Annotated in this window: 11 protein-coding genes; 5 read left to right on the forward strand and 6 right to left on the reverse strand. The window is 66.5% G+C overall.

Annotated features, from left to right (window positions below):
- Positions 1–557: 557 nt before the first annotated feature.
- The 3 genes from AB0B68_RS24070 to AB0B68_RS24080 form a co-directional block, all read right to left on the reverse strand.
- Positions 558–1,844, reverse strand: a complete 1,287-nt coding sequence (locus AB0B68_RS24070) for a hypothetical protein (protein WP_357262814.1) — start codon at positions 1,842–1,844, stop codon at positions 558–560.
- 936 nt (positions 1,845–2,780) lie between these two features.
- Positions 2,781–3,191 (reverse strand): hypothetical protein, encoded by a 411-nt coding sequence (locus AB0B68_RS24075; RefSeq protein WP_357262817.1) that lies wholly within the window; start codon positions 3,189–3,191, stop codon positions 2,781–2,783.
- Positions 3,192–3,346: 155 nt separating this feature from the next.
- Positions 3,347–3,943: an XRE family transcriptional regulator gene (locus AB0B68_RS24080; protein WP_357262820.1), complete on the reverse strand. Its 597-nt coding sequence runs from the start codon at positions 3,941–3,943 to the stop codon at positions 3,347–3,349.
- 95 nt (positions 3,944–4,038) lie between these two features.
- Here AB0B68_RS24080 and AB0B68_RS24085 point away from each other — a divergent pair, with 95 nt between their 5' ends.
- The 3 genes from AB0B68_RS24085 (at position 4,039) to AB0B68_RS24095 (ending at position 8,180) form a co-directional block, all read left to right on the forward strand.
- Positions 4,039–4,998, forward strand: a complete 960-nt coding sequence (locus AB0B68_RS24085; protein ID WP_357262823.1) for an NAD(P)/FAD-dependent oxidoreductase — start codon at positions 4,039–4,041, stop codon at positions 4,996–4,998.
- The gene (locus AB0B68_RS24090; protein WP_357262826.1) at positions 4,995–5,630 is read left to right on the forward strand and encodes a class I SAM-dependent methyltransferase; all 636 of its coding nucleotides are present in this window, start codon (positions 4,995–4,997) and stop codon (positions 5,628–5,630) included. The genes AB0B68_RS24085 and AB0B68_RS24090 overlap by 4 nt, the downstream gene beginning before the upstream one ends.
- 885 nt (positions 5,631–6,515) lie before the next feature.
- A complete protein-coding gene (locus AB0B68_RS24095; RefSeq protein WP_357262829.1) occupies positions 6,516–8,180 on the forward strand; it encodes a hypothetical protein in 1,665 nt (554 codons plus the stop codon).
- Positions 8,181–8,819: 639 nt separating this feature from the next.
- Here the strand turns inward: AB0B68_RS24095 and AB0B68_RS24100 are convergent.
- Positions 8,820–10,007, reverse strand: coding sequence for a restriction endonuclease (locus AB0B68_RS24100; RefSeq protein ID WP_357262832.1), 1,188 nt, complete (start codon positions 10,005–10,007; stop codon positions 8,820–8,822).
- A 2-nt stretch (positions 10,008–10,009) separates the two neighbouring features.
- The gene (locus AB0B68_RS24105; RefSeq protein ID WP_357262835.1) at positions 10,010–12,250 is read right to left on the reverse strand and encodes an AAA family ATPase; all 2,241 of its coding nucleotides are present in this window, start codon (positions 12,248–12,250) and stop codon (positions 10,010–10,012) included.
- 550 nt (positions 12,251–12,800) lie between these two features.
- Between AB0B68_RS24105 and AB0B68_RS24110 the strand changes: the two genes are divergently transcribed.
- Both AB0B68_RS24110 and AB0B68_RS24115 read left to right on the forward strand, forming a co-directional pair.
- Positions 12,801–13,286 carry a hypothetical protein gene (locus AB0B68_RS24110; RefSeq protein ID WP_357262838.1) on the forward strand — a complete coding sequence of 162 codons (486 nt, stop codon included), beginning with the start codon at positions 12,801–12,803 and terminating at the stop codon, positions 13,284–13,286.
- The gene (locus AB0B68_RS24115; protein WP_357262841.1) at positions 13,283–16,141 is read left to right on the forward strand and encodes a TIR domain-containing protein; all 2,859 of its coding nucleotides are present in this window, start codon (positions 13,283–13,285) and stop codon (positions 16,139–16,141) included. The genes AB0B68_RS24110 and AB0B68_RS24115 overlap by 4 nt, the downstream gene beginning before the upstream one ends.
- A 13-nt stretch (positions 16,142–16,154) precedes the next feature.
- Here the strand turns inward: AB0B68_RS24115 and AB0B68_RS24120 are convergent, their stop codons facing one another.
- Positions 16,155–16,634 (reverse strand): hypothetical protein, encoded by a 480-nt coding sequence (locus AB0B68_RS24120; RefSeq protein WP_357262844.1) that lies wholly within the window; start codon positions 16,632–16,634, stop codon positions 16,155–16,157.
- Positions 16,635–17,184 lie beyond the last annotated feature (550 nt).

A 17,184-nucleotide genomic window follows, 5' to 3' on the forward strand; every position in this document is an offset into this window, starting at 1 on the left:
GTTGCTGATGCTGCTGTCGACGTACACGTCGCCGGCGGCGTGTACGTGCATCGTCCTGGGCGCGTCGCCGCCCGCCTGAGCCGTGGATCCGGCTCGGCGTCGCCTGCGCCGTGGCCTGGGAGCTGGCATCACGCGAAGGTACCCAGTTTCGCTGGCGAGGTTCCTGTTGTGTCGTCCATGCGATCCATACCGGGCGGATCCGCCGGCCGGCGGACCGATGATCGGCGAGAGGTTCTTCCGCGGTCGTGTCGATCCTGGGCCAGCCGTTCCACGTTCGAAGGGCTAGACGACGCCGGGCAGGGCGCCGTCGTCGACTTCACCGACGAGACCCCGGTCGTCACCAGTTGGGCCGTACGGGCGAGACCAGGGAACTGTTCGACGGGTACTTCCCGACGTCGCCTCGAAGCGGGAAGCGGTCAAGTGAACCACCGGGTTCCCGGCAGTCACCGGCTTTGGAGATCGAGGTCCGGCGCGCCCTACACGCCTGAAAGGCATCCGAATTCCACGCCGAATTACACTGTTCCCCGACCTGACTGAGGCCGCACTCCACTCCCCCATTATCGCGGGGTGAGCATCAACACCGCCCCGTCGTCGGAGACAGCGGTGACGTCGTCACCTGGCTCGCGGCCCGCAACATCAGGCTCCTGCGCTCGCCGCCCGGCCACCAGCTTCTGGGCCTCGATCACCCTGTCCGCGTCGCGGTCGGCAAGCGCCTCGTCCACCTCCGCGACCAAGCCGAACACCACCTCCAGCTCTCCGCCCGGCAGCGTGATCAGATTCCGGACGCCGACGACATCCAAGCCGCCACTGGTCTGGCGTGCGACCCGCTGCGGTCGTGCCCGTACATCCCGATCCAGGTTGGTCCGGAACACCGGAGGTGCCCACCTCTGGAAGGCATAGTCGTTACCGGCGAAATCGGCGAGGCTGGCCCACGAGGCCTGCGTCCCCGCCCGCACCAGGTTCTCCGCCGATAGCGGCGCTTCCTCATCCATGTCGACGTGAACGGCCCGCTCGAACATCTCGCGCTCGACGTGTACCTCGGCCGTGTCCTCGACTGGCTCCGGCAGTTCCGCCGGGTACGCCGTCGGCTCATGGTGCCGACGGCGTTCGGGGGACAGCTCGAGCGCTCTACACCACACCCAGTCATCCGCCAGGACCGTACCGACGGCGAGCCCGGGAGGTTGGCGACCCTCGACAGCCACACCACGCAACTGCACACAAGCCGACGCCATCTGATCCAGGCCGTACCTCCAGCCCTTGGTGCCTTTGCATTCGACCACCGCGTAGTGGTAGCGGTCCGCACTGCCCGGGCTCTCCGCGATCAGGAGATAGTCCGGGCGCCGTCTCCCGCGCTGCACGACGGATGAGGTGACTGCGCCGGCCCTGATGACGCCACTGGACAGCGCGACGTCGATGTCGATGACGCCGGTGGTCGTGGCGCCGGGCCAACGAGCGGCCATCCATTCCTGCGCCCGGTGCACGGCGAAGCCGACGCCGAGTTCCTCCGAGGTGACCCTCCGCTGGTTTCCGACGATCCGCCGGCCTGCGGACGACAGGCGCAACTGCCCGTCCGGGTCCGGATCGAACAGACCCAGGTACCGCAGCAGCGACCAGTGACGGTGCACCTCGTACAGATCTGTCTGATACTGGGGCTTCGTCGCTACTGCCAGCCGAAGCAGCACGTCCAATGGCCGCACCGTCGCCTCGCCATCGAGTGCGGGCACATCCCGCACACCAAGGTCATGATCGGCGTACGCCTGCACGTCAGCGCAGAGTTGCGCATCGCTGACGCCGACGTACGTCCAGGGCTGGGAAACGATGTCGAGCGCTCGCCGTAGATCCATCCTTGGCATTCTGCCCATCCCCGACACCAGCCGACGTCCCACGCCCTTGTTGACACCGGAGCTCGGCGTTGCAAACGGCTGGCCTTGCACCACGGGCGTCCGGCCACTGGCGGTCCGGCCAGGCAGAATATGATTTCGAGACCATTCGGTGAGCAGGGTGTCACCGCGTCGGTGGGATGCGCCGCCGGGCCGAGCATGTGGTGGCCGCCGCTGTCGTGCGAGGTGATCTCTCGGGGCCGACCTATCCGGGCGGCCGGTGCCGGGTTGCCGCCGCAGCGTGACCACACCCATGCCGGACCTGGACGTGGGGCAGCCCCGGTGAGTAAAGGCGGCCTATGGTCCTTCCGCATCGGTGGGGAGGGCCCGCGCGAGGTGGTTAAGGCTGTGGCCAGACGCGGACCCGGAATCGCTCGACGCCGGTCGAGGGCTCGTCGGCGTACCAGGCGTCCTGCCCGTGCAGGGTGCGCAGCCGATGTCAACCGGTGACTTAAACGTCCACAGTGCACGGTCCGGGTTCGCCGATCGGCAGGGGTGGGGTGAGCAGCTGCTCGTCCAGGGCGCTGATGCAGAGCGTGCCGCCGGTAGAGCGCAGTTCGGCGCGGCCGTGGGCCTCCCGCTCATCCGTCTCTGCTGGTGCGGGGCCGTCCCAGGCTTCGACTGTGACGGCCGTATAGCCGATGCTCGGAGCGTTGCCCGTGCGCCGCGGGGACCAGCCCCTTCTTCGCATGGGCCACTGACGGCCCACCCGATCTCGTCATCGATGACATCTACGCAGCCTGCCGCGTCGGAGGGCCGGGCCTGCCGGCGCGCTTATCGCTCCTTGTCACCTTTCGTCATTGCTTAGCGGGGCTTTTTTGGGGGGCAAATGGGGGTCCCACACGGAGCGCCGCCAGGTCTGGTCGCCTCCGCTAGCCCTACCACCGTTTCGCGCCCGCCTCACGGCATGACTGTCGACCGAATCTGTGGCAGCCCTTCCTCGGTCAGCGCAACCGTCAGTGAAACCTCACGAGACGGTGCGCTCTCGATGCCGTGGCGCAACGACCGGTGCACGGGGCACTCGCACGACGGATGCAGCGGATCCGGACATCGGGCAAGGGCAGCGTTCAGCAACTGAACTCCGTCAACGGCGATCGGCCACGACCAGTCCATGTCCCACGGCTCCTCCCAAGGTTGGTGGAAGCAGTCATGATCGAAGTACACGAGAAGCCCGGCCTCGCACAACGGACAGGCAGACAGGCTGGTCCAGCGGTAGTTGACCTGGTGCCCCGGAGTACCGTGCGGCACGCCCCAACTGCCGATACGAACAACGGTGCGCTGGTCCACTCGGCAGGCGACGCAGATACGCATGACTAACCCTCCTCCGCCGTCTGGCGACATCCACAGAGTTCGACGCAATCACGGACGCCGTCAACCAGCAGCGCCCAGCGCGCCAGCGGGTTTACGCGAGAGTAGGGCGTGCCGCCTGCCGGAGCTTGGCGTGAGTGGGGAGGCAGTTCTGCTGCTCATTGGGACGTGCCTGATTTGGGTGTGGCGCGTACGTGTGCGCGTTCGCCTTGCCTGCCGATGAGGCTGAGGAACTCGACAGGCCCGGCGCTGGTGGCACCGAACCAGTGGGGGGTGCGGGTGTCGAACTCGGCGGCTTCTTCGGGTTGCAGGATGAGGTCGTCGTCGCCGAGGACCAGGCGCAGGGTGCCGTTGAGGACGTAGACCCAGTCGTAGCCCTCATGGGTGCGCAGGTCGGGTACGCGGTTGTCGTCGCCGGCGGGCAGGACGAACTTGTAGGCCTGGATGCCTCCCGGCCTGCGGGTCAGGGGCAGGATGGTGGATCCGTCGCCGGCGGCGATGGGGCGCAAGTTGATCCGGGGATCACCGGTCAGCGGCGCGTCGACGAGTTCGTCGATGGTGACGCTGTGGGCGCGGGCGAGCGGGAGCAGCTGTTCGAGCGTAGGGCGCCGCAGGCCCGCTTCGAGCCGCGACAGCGTGCTGACGGAGATGCCGGTCTCCTCGGCCAGGTCGGTGAGGGTGATGTTGCGGCGCTGCCGCAGCTGCCTCAGCCGCGGGCCGACCGCGTCGAGGGTGCGGTCCAGATTGTCGTCCACAACCCCATTTTGCCATTTGGCAAAGATCTTTGCACATATTCGCCGGGAGGCTCAGGATCAAGTCACCGGCGAAGGTAGTGCAGCGGGAAGGGCAGATGGTGGAGCAAGCAGAGATCGTGCGGGACGTGGTCGTGGTCGGTGGCGGCGCGGCCGGGTTGAGCGCGGCGCTGATCCTGGCGCGTTCGCGGCGGCGAGTGACGGTCCTGGACGCCGGCGCACCGCGCAACGCGCCGGCGCAGGCCGTGCACGGCCTGCTGGCCCTCGACGGACTGAGCCCGCTGGAGCTCCTCAGACGCGGCCGCGATGAGGTCACCGGCTACGGCGGCGAGATCATCTCCGCGGAAGTTGCTGACATAGTGAGCACGTCGCTGGGGTTCGCGGTGACAACACGTGACGGTACCGTGCTGCACGCGCGCCGGCTGCTGATAGCCACCGGCCTGGTTGACGAGATGCCGGACATCGCCGGATTGCGGCAGCGGTGGGGCCGTGATGTGCTGCACTGCCCGTACTGCCACGGCTGGGAGGTCCGCGACCAGGCGATCGGTGTGCTCGCTACGGGGCCGATGTCGGTGCACCAGGCACTGCTGTTTCGGCAGTTGAGCGATGACGTGCGGTACTTCACCGGCGACCAGGAACTCAGCGATCAGGACCGGGCGAAACTCGACGCGCTCGGCATCCCGGTGATCGCTGGCGGCGTCGCCGGGCTGGAGATCGTCGACGACCGGCTGACCGGGGTCCGTCTCGACGACGACAAGGTCATACCGGTCGAGACCGTGGCGGTGGCGCCGCGGATGGTCGCCCGAGCAGAGGCGTTCGCCGGTATCGGCATCACCGCGACGCAGCACCCGGTGGGTTCCTTCATCGCCGCTGATGAGACCGGCCGGACCTCGGTGCCCGGGGTATGGGCGGCCGGCAACTCCACCGATCTGTCCGCCCAGGTCGGTGCGGCCGCCGCGGGCGGCGCCCGCGCCGCAGCCCACATCAACGCTGACCTCGTCGCCGAGGACACCGACCGGGCGGTCACCCGGCTGACGAACGAGGAGAACCTCCGATGACGCACAGCTTCGACAAGGACTACTGGCAACAGCACTGGCAGCAGACCCACGGCGACAAGCCCGGCTCCATGGCCGGCAACCCACCCAACCCCTACCTCGCCCAGGAGACCGCCGGCCTGGCACCGGGCACCGCCCTGGACGCCGGGTGCGGCGCCGGCGCCGAGGCGATCTGGCTCGCCTCCCACGGCTGGCAGCTCACCGCCGCCGACATCTCCGCCGACGCCCTCGCCCGCGCCGCCGACCGCGCCACCGCCAGCGGGCAGACGGAGTCCATCCGGTGGGTGGAGGCGGACCTGACCGTCTGGGAACCGGGCATGCGCTTCGACCTGGTCACCACCCACTACGCGCACCCCGCGATGCCCCAACTGGCCTTCTACCAGCACATCTCCGACTGGGTGGCGCCCGGCGGCACCCTGCTGATCATCGGGCACCTGCACACCGGCCACGGGCACGGGCACGGGAATCAGCATCCCGCCGAGGCGACGGTTACCCTCGCCGACATCACCGCCGTCCTGAATGCGGCCGACTGGGAGATCGTCACCGCCGAGGAGCACCGGCGCCCGGCGCCCGGGCCCGGCGGCCATGCGGTCTCGCTGCACGACGTCGTCGTGCGCGCCACCCGCCGCCCCTGAGCCACTTTCTCTGCGACGCCGGGACCGAGGTCCACCCCGGCGCCGTACCCCATCGCGCCCTTGTGGAAGGAACCCCGCGCATGCCTGCCCTCGACAGTTCCCCAAGCGTGAGCGTCCCCGACGCGACGATTCACGACCCGCGCCAGCGTCGCGCGATCCTGATCGCGGTGTGCATCGCTCTGATGGCGGTCATCGCCTCGGTCTCCGGGCTCAACGGGGCCCTCAAGGAACCGCGCCGATCACACCGGCAACCGCCGCATCGAACTCGGCCAGCGACGCCACCATCGCCGCCTAGCACCGGCCTGGCACACGCCGCGATCCTGCAGCCAGACGCGGTCCCGCTCGTCATGCCCCTCAAGGGCCCACCCCCGGTCAGCTGCTTACCGCGCTGGCCGGGGGCCAGTCGCAGCGGCCGGTAGCCGTCGGTGTCGAGCTGGGCGAGCTCGCCGTCGATGTCGACGGAGTGGGTGTCGTAGAAGTGCACGATCCCTCCGGAACCGGGGGCGAGGGCCTGCAGCAACCCTGGCGTGTCCTGTTTCGACAGCGGCAAGATGCGCTGCTGCGCCGCTCGCGACTCCTGCGTGACAACACGGCTTTGAAAAAGCAGCCTAAGGCCCGGCTACCTGAACGGCATTGATCGAGGTCTTGACTCTATGCGCCGCCCTACTCATGATTTATTGCGGCGGTTCAACAGTGAGGGTCAATGTGATGACGCAGGTAGAGCCACCAGCAGGAGGCCCCACATCAACCGTCACTCTCAGCGAGATTGGACAAAATGGCCGACTCGCGCGGGCCAGTTCAGGCACGAGGGATTGGCTGAAACGTGGGGTCCATCGGCGGGAACTGAGCATCGCGGGCCTCGGTTCGGTGCTCCTCGCTGTCGCGATGATCTGGCTGATCCCGCCGTACGCGGTTCGCGTGGTGACTCGCGGCGCCAAGACTGTGCCGATCGCCGACCCGGCCCACACCATCGTCGGTGACGCGGGTGACCCGACGGCCCAAGCATGGCTGGTGGGATGGGGTGGCCACACTCTCACCCACGGTCTGCGTGGCCTGTGGGACACCAACGCCTTTTATCCCGACAAGTACGGCCTAGCCCTGAACGACAGCCTGCTCGGCTATGCCCCGGCAGGGCTGATAGGCAGCGGTGTAGTCGGTGCCGTGCTGCGCTACAACATCCTGTTCGTGCTGGCCTTCGCGCTCGCCTTCCTCGGCGGCTACGCGCTCCTGCGCCAGCTTGGCGCCAATAAGGTCGCCGCCGCGGTAGCCGGGGCCGCCCTCGCCTACGCGCCCTGGCGCTACGGCCACGACGGCCATTTGAATATTCTCTCCACCGGTGGCATCACCCTGGCCCTGGCGATGCTGGCGCGCGGCCACGGACTCTCGTTCACCCGCGGCTACCTTGCCGAACGAGTCCGACCGGGCTGGGCGTTCGCTGGCTGGCTGGTCGCGGCCTGGCAGGTCAGCCTAGGCTTCGGCGTGGGGCTTGGATTCGTATACGTCCTCGCCGCCCTCTGCCTGATCACACTGACAGCCTGGCTGATCCACCGCCCACGCCTTAGCCCCCGGCTGATCGTCAGTGATCTGGTCGGCGGGTTGGTCTTCACCGCGGTGACCGGATACTTCGCGTACGCGTACCAACACGTGCGCGAGCTCAATCCACATGTCACCCGGGACTGGGACTACGTCGCGTTTTTCTCCCCGACACTGCGCGGACTTCTCGTGGCTCCGCAGTCCTCGCTGCCCTGGGGCACCTTCCACAACGAGGCCCGCGCCGCACTTGGTGGCGCACCCACTGAGAAAGTGCTGCTGTGCGGGTATGCACTGTATCTACTGGCCTTCGCTGGCCTGTTCCTGTCCCGCTGGTCACCGGTGCAACGTCTTCTGCTGCTGTTTGGGGCGGTCGTCGGAGTGTTGTTCGCGCTAGGCACGAACGGGCCGATCTACCGTCTGCTCTATCTTTACGTGCCCGGGTTCGACGGATCCCGTACACCAGGGCGGTTGATCTTGTGGCCCACTATCTGCCTGGCCATTCTCGCGGCCGGCCTGGTTACCCAACTAGCCGAGGTGGCTAGCAGGGGCGCCAAGCCGAAATGGTCGGTGGAAGAGGCACGGCTACTGACCGTTCCGTTGCTGGTCCTCGTGCTAGCTGAGGGCCTGCCTGACCTGCAGCACCCCCAAACCCCAGCCAAACCGGCCGCGATGGCGCTAGCCTCCGCGCACGCTCCGACCATGGTATTGCCGTCCGACGACGGCATCGACCTCCACGTCCTACTTTGGTCGACCGACGGTTTTCCCGCGGTAGTCAACGGTGCGGCCAGCTACACCACACCCAACCGTCAGGCGATCCGCGACGTTATGACGACCTTCCCCAGCCAGCAGGCCTTGGATCGGTTGCACCAGCTCGGCATCCGCAGCGTCGTCCTGCTGCGCGACCGGGTTCAAGGCACCCCATACGAACCACTGCTCAACATCCCCGACGTACCCGGCGTCACCCGCCACGACGTCGGGTCAGACGTGGTTTACACCATCGACACCAACACGAAGTGATGGTGGGCGTGTCCTCGGGATACGAGGATCGTTCTGTCTGAACGTGAGGAGGGTGAGCAGCCGCCGTGGATCGTCCCGGACGAATTCTGGGCCAAGGTCAAACCACTGCTGCCATCCCGACCACCACGCCGGCCGGTTCCCCGGCCGCAAGCCCCTTCGGCGACCGCAGAGTGTTGTGGCAGGGTCCCGTTCGTGCTTCACACCGCGATTCCGTGGGAGGGCCTGCCCAGGAATTGGGGTTCGGCTCTGGGATGACCTGCTGGCGCAGGTTGCGGGACTGGAACGACGCCGGCGTGTGGCATCGGCTGCACGAGATCCTGCTCAGCAAGCTGCCGGCCACCGATCAGCTGGACATGTCGAGGGCGGTGATCGACGGCTCCCACATCCGGGCGCTCAAGGGCGGCCCAAAACCAGTCCGAGCCCGGTCGACCGCCGCCGGGAGAGGCGTTGGAGGTCATCAGGCAGCGCCTCTCCGCACGTTGATGATCGGATCCTGTTCACAGATTCGCACCGCGGTAACGGCGCATGCCATCGTCGGCAACGAGCCTGCGATGTCGTCGGACGGGGATGACCCAGTCCGCGGCGATCAGATGCCGCGCCGCTCTTTCGTAACCGGCCGTGCGCAAGTCGTCGCCTTCCTCAGTAGGCGCTCGGCGCGGCTGCGCGCCGGACCAGCGCCGCAACGTCATCCAGAATCTCGTGCGGCTGCCTCAACAGGTCGAGCGGGTGATGAATGATCTCTATCGTCGTATTCCGGATGTGCTTGCGCTCCGGCGGAGTCGTTCCCTTCGCGTATACCAGCCATCCAGTTCGCACATCGAGGGCAGCACAGTAGGCGAGCATCTGGTAGGTGTCTCCGTTCGGAAAACCCGACGTTGGATGCTCAAGCTTGTACTTTGCATCGAACACCGCGACGGGCCGGCCGTCGACCAGATAGACCAGGTCGGGCCGAATCGGGATGGTCTTTTCGGCATCCAGATACGTCCGATACTGCTCCTCCACCACTCCCGGACAGGATCCGAGCGCTTCACGGATCGCGGCGGCGACGAAGTTTTCGAAGACTGTGGCCATGTTGACGGCGAAGGCGGCGATTGCGATGCCGCCGGCATCCGGCTCAGCGGACTGGTTATCGAGGATCAGCTCGGCCAGCCGGAGTGCGGGCACATACCTCATGTTGATCCGACTGGGGCTCCACAGGGGAACCGGCGCATGGGGTGGAAGGACGGGTACCCCGGCAAGGCGTGCGTCCAGCCGCTCCAGCCGCTCCCGTGCGGACGGCAGGAGCCGGGGCACGGCTAACATTCGGCGTACAGCGGTTCGGAGCAGGCGGTTCTCGACGATGTCGACGGTCCAGTCGTCGAACTGCACCTCGATCGGCAGCGGTATGGCTGGCCGACGGGCGAACTGCTCGGCGAATCGAACGCGCCCCCGGATCAGAGGGAGTGCCTCCTCGAACGAGGTGTACCCCTGCAGGAGACCACCAGCGAGGGCCCGCTCGGCCTGACGGATCAATGACTCGGCCATTGCCGGCCACAGCCCCGACGCCGGTGCCGCAGTCACATCCTCCGGGCGGAACCGCGGATCTTTCGCGTACCCGAGAAAGAACAGCAGCCTCACCACGCCGACCTTCGGCTGCACCTGGACGTCGAGGTCTCCGGCGCGGACCGCACCCACCTTGCCGCCGGGTCGAATACGCCAACTCCTGCCCTCGGGAGTCAGCTTGACCAGGCCGGATGCCCGGAGTGTCCGAACCTGAGCGTCGTCGAGGGGCCGCAGCACACCGCTGTTATCCAGTTCTGGCAGGATGATTGCATCCACGCTGTCCACTGCTACCGCACATCATCCGAATCATCGGCCACGTCGACGGAAGCGGTTTGGGCACGGACCGCAGCCAGTCCGAATCGGCTGTGCACCTGCGCCCGGCTGAGTCGACCGTAGTAGTGCTCCTCGAGCAGCGGCAGCAGATCGTGCCGCCAGACGCGCTGAAGCGCAGCCTCATCGTCGAGGCCGGGCCGCATGAGATATGACGGCCCAATCTTGAAGTCGTGGTCTTGGGCACCGATCAGGGTGTTGAGTGAGACCAACAGCCCGGCACGCTCGTCGTCCTCGCGGCCATTGACGGCAAGCCAGCTCTGGAGCACATCGCGAACCGGATCCTCGTCCGGGTGCAGTTCGCAGAACGCGAAGCGGCGTCGAATGGCCGCGTCGATCATCGCGATCGACCGATCAGCCGTGTTCATCGTCCCAATGATGAACACGTTGGGCGGCAAGTTGAAGGCCTCGGACGGCGAGTACTGCAGCCGCACCGTGGATTCGCGATACTCGAGCAAGAAGTAAAGCTCACCGAAGACCTTTGCCAGGTTCGCCCGATTGATCTCATCAATGATCAGCACGTACGGGCGGTGCCGGTCGTTTCTTGCCTGCGAAGCGATCTCCCGCAGCGGGCCCGGTGTCTTAACAAAGCTCACTGCGCCGCCCTCGACGTTCTCGACCGGCCGGAAACCTTCGAAGAAGTCCTCGTAGGCGTACGACGGGTGGAACTGCACGAGGCGTATCGCGTCCCGCTCGGCCACGTGGCTCGCCAGCGCTCGGGCCAGGTAAGTCTTGCCGGTGCCTGGTGGGCCGTACAGAATGATCTGCGACCGCTCCTGCCAGAGCTCGACCAGCCGGGTGAGCCAGTCGGTGCTCATGTGTACATGCTCAGCCAACGCCACGGTGGCGGCGTTGAGCTTCAGGGTGGCGGGGCCGACCGCTCGGTCCACGACATTCGCCGTGCTTGCCGTGCCGGTTTCCTGCTCTACTTGGCTGATTGACTCGAAGAGCTCGCTCAGCACTGGCAGTGCACCGGTCAGATCAACCACATTGCCCTGCTGATCCAGCTCCGCTGGCAGGGGCGCGGGAAGCGCGGCAGCCTCGAGCGACGCGACGGCCCACTCGGCCGACCGGCGCAGCTCACTACCGGCTGCGGCCAGACGAAACTCCGGCGCGCCGGCCAGGATTCCCAGATACATCCGGTCATCGATGAGGGTCGTCACGATGTCTTCACTTTCCATCTGGCTCAGGAAAGCATGGAACTCGTTGGCGTGGCTGACACGTTGGGCGTAGTCGAGATGCTGGTATCCGCTATCCACGGCCGACCGAATGTCGGCTCGGGACGCGCCTAACGTGACCTCCCCGAGATGCGCGGCGCCGAGGGATACGAACGATTCCTTCAGCCAGTCAGCCAACAGGCTAGGACCACCTTGACCCGGACGGACCAGCCAGGCTCGCCGTTCACCGGACGGCCTCTCCTTGACTCGCCACTGATTGACGAATGGCGGCAGGTAGTAGTCCACTGGCTGGCCGGTCTCGCTCTGGATTCTGGCGGTGATCCCGAGCAGATCGCGGTTGATAGATGGCGTGCGATCGCCTGGATCGCTGAAGGCGTCGCGGATCGCCCGCTTGTGTCCAGTGTTAACGATCGGCAGGAAGTGCGTGGGAAACCGCAGATAGAGCAGCGACTCTCGCAGGGATGGAACGATGCTGGCCTCGTCCACCAGGGCCTGCCACTCCCAGGGGTCGGCCAGCGCACGCTGCCGACGGTCGGCCGGGATAGTCCACCACTGGCGCAGGAGGACGACTGCGTCCGCCAGCCACTTCCAGATCATCGTGTGACCGCCGATGCCACCGTTCCATGTCCCCTGCTCGAACGCGGCCAGCACCTGCTCAGGGATGGCTACTGGCTCCTTCATCCAGCCGAGCACTGTGCTCACCCGTTCGCGCAGCTTGCCGGCGCTCAGGTTGACCAACGGTAATCCCTGCAGCGTCAACAGCTCCGCTGCCAGTTGGATCGCGAGGTCGGATCCAGTGTCGAGCTGCCTGTGCAGCTTGACCATGAACGAATCCGTGCCGGTATCGACCCTTTCGTTGTACAGGTCGAACAGCTCTTTCGCTGTTTCCGCACTCCAGACTGGACGCCCGGGCGTGAAAAGGGATCCGCCTCGACTCAAGCCGTGCTCGAGAAGCTCCCAGCCAACACGGCGGACCAATTCGTCGTCGCGGGGAGGGATGATCGCAGCACTATCGTTCATGATCCGCTTACTCCCTAGCTGATCGACAGGTCCGTTGGGCGCAAAGCTCAGGTCGAGTGAGGCTGGGTATACCGGTGAGGGGCGACCAGCTTGACGAACCGCCTCTTCTATACCAACCACAGGTGCACAGAGAGAACCGAGGTCGAAAGAATATCCGCTGGAGCCGATCGGTCAAGCTCTACAAGAGAGCGGCTGGATGAGTTGTCGTTGGGCAGGGGTAGCTGCCGGCGCGCGGGTAAGGCTATGTAGGGCGGACTCAAGATCAGCCCGGCGAGCACCTTCTCGCCAAGTACGACGCCCTACTCTTCGCCCGCTGCACCTGCCACCGCTGCCGCTGCCGCGAGTGCGCGCATCTCGCAGCCACCGCGTTCGGGGCTGGCTGCAACAGGCGAGCCAAGTTGTTACCGGTGCCCTCTGCTGCGAGCAGCTTCGGTAACCAGGTCTGTCAGGTTCGCGTCAGGCTTATCTGATGCCGTTGCATCGATCCACACCATCGGGAAGAGTCGCTCCCTAGCGGCGCCGTCGGCTATCCCTCGTTCCGGAGGTGGGCATGGGTGTCACATGGGCGCAACTGCTCCAACTCTTGCTCCCAGTCCTTGCTGGCGCGGTCATTGGCGTCTTCCCGACGCTACTGTTGGAGCGCATCAGGAACGCAGCCGCGCTGCGTACCCGCTGGGACCAGGAGCTGCAAAAGGTATGTGCCGAATTCGCCGCCTGCACCCGCCGCATCATTGATCTGGCCGAGGAGCCGACCGGCGACGAAGGTGCCCTCGAAGCCGAGCATCGCATGCTTCAGGTACACATGGCGGAGGTCCGTATCCTCGGCGGGCTCGATGTGCAGGCGGCAGCCCGCAGCGTCGTGGCATCCACGCACGGCCTGCGCATGACGGCGTCCACGAAGCCCGAAGACGCAGCTCGGCATCGCAACCGGACCCTCGACGGCCTGTTCGCCTTCTACCGCGCCGTACGCCACCAGCTAAAAATTCCCGACGCGGACAAGCTCGCCCCAATGAACCCGGGGACGGCCATGCAATGAAAGCGTTCATCAGCTACTCGCATGAACCGGACGATCGGCGGTTCGCCTCCTGGCTCTACGACAAGCTCAAGGAGCCCGACTCAGTCCTCGATCCGCTCATCGACCGTAAGAACCTCGCGCTCGGACCGCCGTGGCGGGAAAGCCTGCCGGTACTCATCCGCGGCTGCGACATCCTGCTCTTCGTTCGGTCGCGATTCAGTCTCAGCTCGCCGTACTGCCGCTTCGAGGTCGAGGTAGCCGATCACAACGCCTTGTTGATCGCGGTCCTCGACATAGAGGCCGACACGCCGCCGTACGAGTACACCGATCGGTACAGCAGTATCGACTTCAGTCAGGGCCGCGAACTCGGCCTGGCCACGCTCCGCGAACGCGTCCGTCAGTGGCAGAGCCCCGAGGGGCAGGATCAGCTGAAGAGCTACCGCCTGCACCGAGCACAGGACCGAAAGCTGCGCGGACGGGGAGGGACGCCCGCGACGCCGGCGTGGCTCGCCGGCGAGACACGCGGCGATCCCTGGCCCATCCGGATGCATGGCCACGAACGGCCCCGCCAAGACCTGCGCGGCTTCCTCTCCCGCGAGGACGTCGGCATCATCGTCGTTTCGGGGCCCGAGGGCATCGGCAAGTCCGCGATCGTCCGCAGCGAATTGGCGGAGCTCGAAAGCGTGGATGGGCCGACAATCCACTACCGTGTGGCTAGGCCCGGCAAGATGCTCGGCGCGGCGATCTTGGAGTCCGTCATCACGGATCCGACCCGGGCCCGCGAGCAGGACGGCTCCGCCGGCGATTACCTGGCTACCGACATCGATGAGCTCCTCGGCCTGGCCAGCGACACGGACGCCGTTCTCGCGATCGATTCCTTCGAGAACCTCGTCGACCGACACGGCGCCGGTCTGCTCGACCTCGACCTCGACGAAGTTCTCGAGCGGATCTCCCGGCTGCGCAGCCATCGCCTCAAGGTCGTGGTGGTTACCCGCGACCTGCCGCGGCCGCGGCACCGCAGTAATTGGCTGCTCACCGCCCGGCACGTCCGCGTCGACAACGGCCTCGATCCGGAGAGCTTCGGCCGGCTGTTGCAGGACCTCGACCGCCGGTCAGATCTGGTGCCCCCCACCACGCCGGACACTCTCATCGCCGACGCGTGCCGGCTGTTGCACGGGCGCCCCCGGCTCGCTGAATTCGTCTACGCCCGTGCCTCCCGCGGCTTCGACACCATCCACGAAGTGGTGGCCGAACTCGAGATAATCGATCCAACTGGTACAGCGGAGTACGTCTTCGACGAGTTCATTGCCGCTCTTGACGGCCACGCCAGGATCGTCCTGGAGGCGCTGGCCGCGCTCGGGACACCGGTTGACGAGGCGACGATCCAGCACATGATCGTTGAAGCTGCGACGATCACGCTCGAGCCACGCCGACTGAGCAACATCCTGCGCTGGCTGGTCTCGCGCAACGCCGTCAGCACCGTGGCGGGCCTCTTCTACCTCCAGGACCCGGACCGGCAGCGCATATTGCGATGGATGCCGCTTGAAGACGACGACACTCGAGACGTGCCACGCCGGGGCCGCTTGACCCTGCTGACCACGGCTGCGGATGTGCTCTGGCGGCAGCGTCCGGCGTGCCCCCGCAGCGCCGACGAGTTCGACCATCCCATCGCCGCGATCAACGCGCTGATCACGGCCGAGGAGTACGAGGACGCTGCCAGGCGCATCGACGAAATCGACCGGCATCTCGTCCGTTGGAATCGCAGCTCGCTGTTGCTCCAGCAGCGCCTGCGGCTCCGCGGCCGACTCCCCCGGGATTTCCTGGAGTTCGTCAACGACACGGCCCTTGGCGAGATCTACCTCGAGAACGGCCTGTATCGCGAGGCCCTGATGATCCTGCTGCGGGCCAAAACTCTGGCAGCCTCGATTCCGTCTAAGGAGCTGACCTGGGCAACGCACGTCAACCTGGGCACGGCACTCATGCGAGTGGGGCGCACCAAAGACGCCCTCGCCGGGTACCGGCAGGCGCTGGCTGCCGCCGAAACGCGGCCTGACCCGGCAGAGCAGGTTCTCCCGCTGGAAGGAATCGCCAACTGTCACCGCCGGTGGGGCGAGCTCGACTCCGCGTTCGATCACCTACACCGAGCCCTAGCGCACGCCGGCGCCGGCACGCGGTTCCGGCTGAACCTGCGCCTGGCGCGTTGGTATGCAATGGACGGCGACCCGCGGGCCCAGGACCATCTAGCAGCCGCGGCAGAGGAGAAGACCGATGACCGGGCTCGCGCGGCGTACCTCGATCAGCTCGGGGAGCAACTGCTCGCCGAAGGGGACATCGAGGCGGCGGTGGCTCACGCGACGGAAGCGGAAGGCATTGCCCGGCGAGTTGGTAACGGGATCGCGCTCCAGCGCGCACGAACCACGCTCGCTTTCGCCTCACTGCAAGCCGGCGCGCCAAAGGAAGCCCGACGCTGGGCGGTGCTGGCGGCCCGGGAACGTCCGGGCGGGCGCAACCTGCTGATCGTGGCCCTGCGCGCGCTGACCGCCCTGCACGAAGGTGATCGCTTCTCGGCACGTGAGGACTTCAGCCTGCTACGGGACGAAGCCGCAGATCGTATCCGGCAAGATCCGCGCGACTTCGCCGCCGAGGGTTTCCTGGGCCTCGCACTTTGCGGCAGGCACGTCTGCGCCGACGAACCGCTCGAGCACGCAGTTCGCTCACTGAGCCGATACGCGCACCCTGCGTGCGAGAACGACGAGGCAGCACCGCGGCGAATCCCAGCCCAACTCACCGGCCGCTTACGGACCCTGCTCACCTGCCTCGCGGAATGTGCGCGACCGGGAACGCTCGACCGAGCACTGCAGGCGCTCGAACCCTAGCAACGCACCCGGACTATTCGCGGCCGTCGGCGGCTAACCAGCCGAGCATCTGGGCACGAATCAACGCCTCGGTACGCGTCTTGACCTCGATTTGAGCGTAGAGGCGCTGGAGCATGCGGTACATCGCACGTTCCGAATAGCCCTCCAACTCAGCGAGCCGGGTAACTGTGCCGCCGGCCGCGAGCGTGCGTAGCCACGAGAGCTGTCGTGGGGTCGGTCGGCGGGGAGGAGCGCTCGACGTCGCAGTGGTTCGCAACTCGCGGACCACGTTGATCGGAAGCTGAGCCAGCCCGGCCGCCGCAGCTTCGATGATCCTCTGCAACCCGTCTGGCGGCGCATCCCGTCCGAGCACGGAATGGGCGCCGGCCCGCACCGCCTGCGAGCCCAAGACGCCGTCCTGCTCCGGAAGCAGCGCCACGATGAAAGCGTCGCCGCCGATCCCAGCGATGTCCGAGAGCAGCAGCCAGTCCGGTCCAGCGGCCAACGTGATCACGACGATGCACCCTGCGCGAGTCCGTACCCAACCGACGAGGTCTGAGGGCGCCTCTACCTGGTGGCCCTCCGCAGTCAGGGTGGCCGCCACTCCCGCCGTGAACAGCGGCAGGGGATCCGCGACGGCTATCCAGACCACGTCGCGTCAGAACCCCTTCATGTGCTTGTCACTCGCCTGTCGAACCAGGGTCTCACAGCACCCTGTCCGCTTTATGCGACGCGGCGGCGATCCACTGAAACAGCCGTGGGAACGAGATGATCCGGCCGCTTGCCGGTCAGGTCTCCGCTCGCATTCACGTCGTGGACCTGCCAACGGAGCCACGCCTAGCGTCGAATGAGACGACCACAGGGGGCGGCCATGGTCTTTGACGATGAACGCGGAGACGACCCGTATCGGCGGCTCTGGTTCGATGACGAAGCACGACTCGACCCTCGAAGGGCCGGCTCGGATCCTCCGCTAGAGCCCGCCGAGGACGTTCGAAAACGGATCTTAGAGGTATACCGGGAGGACCCGAACAGGCCGCCTCAAGACATAAGTCGGGCGGTCATGC

This window comes from Micromonospora sp. NPDC049049, assembly GCF_040649115.1.
GTDB lineage: Bacteria > Actinomycetota > Actinomycetes > Mycobacteriales > Micromonosporaceae > Micromonospora.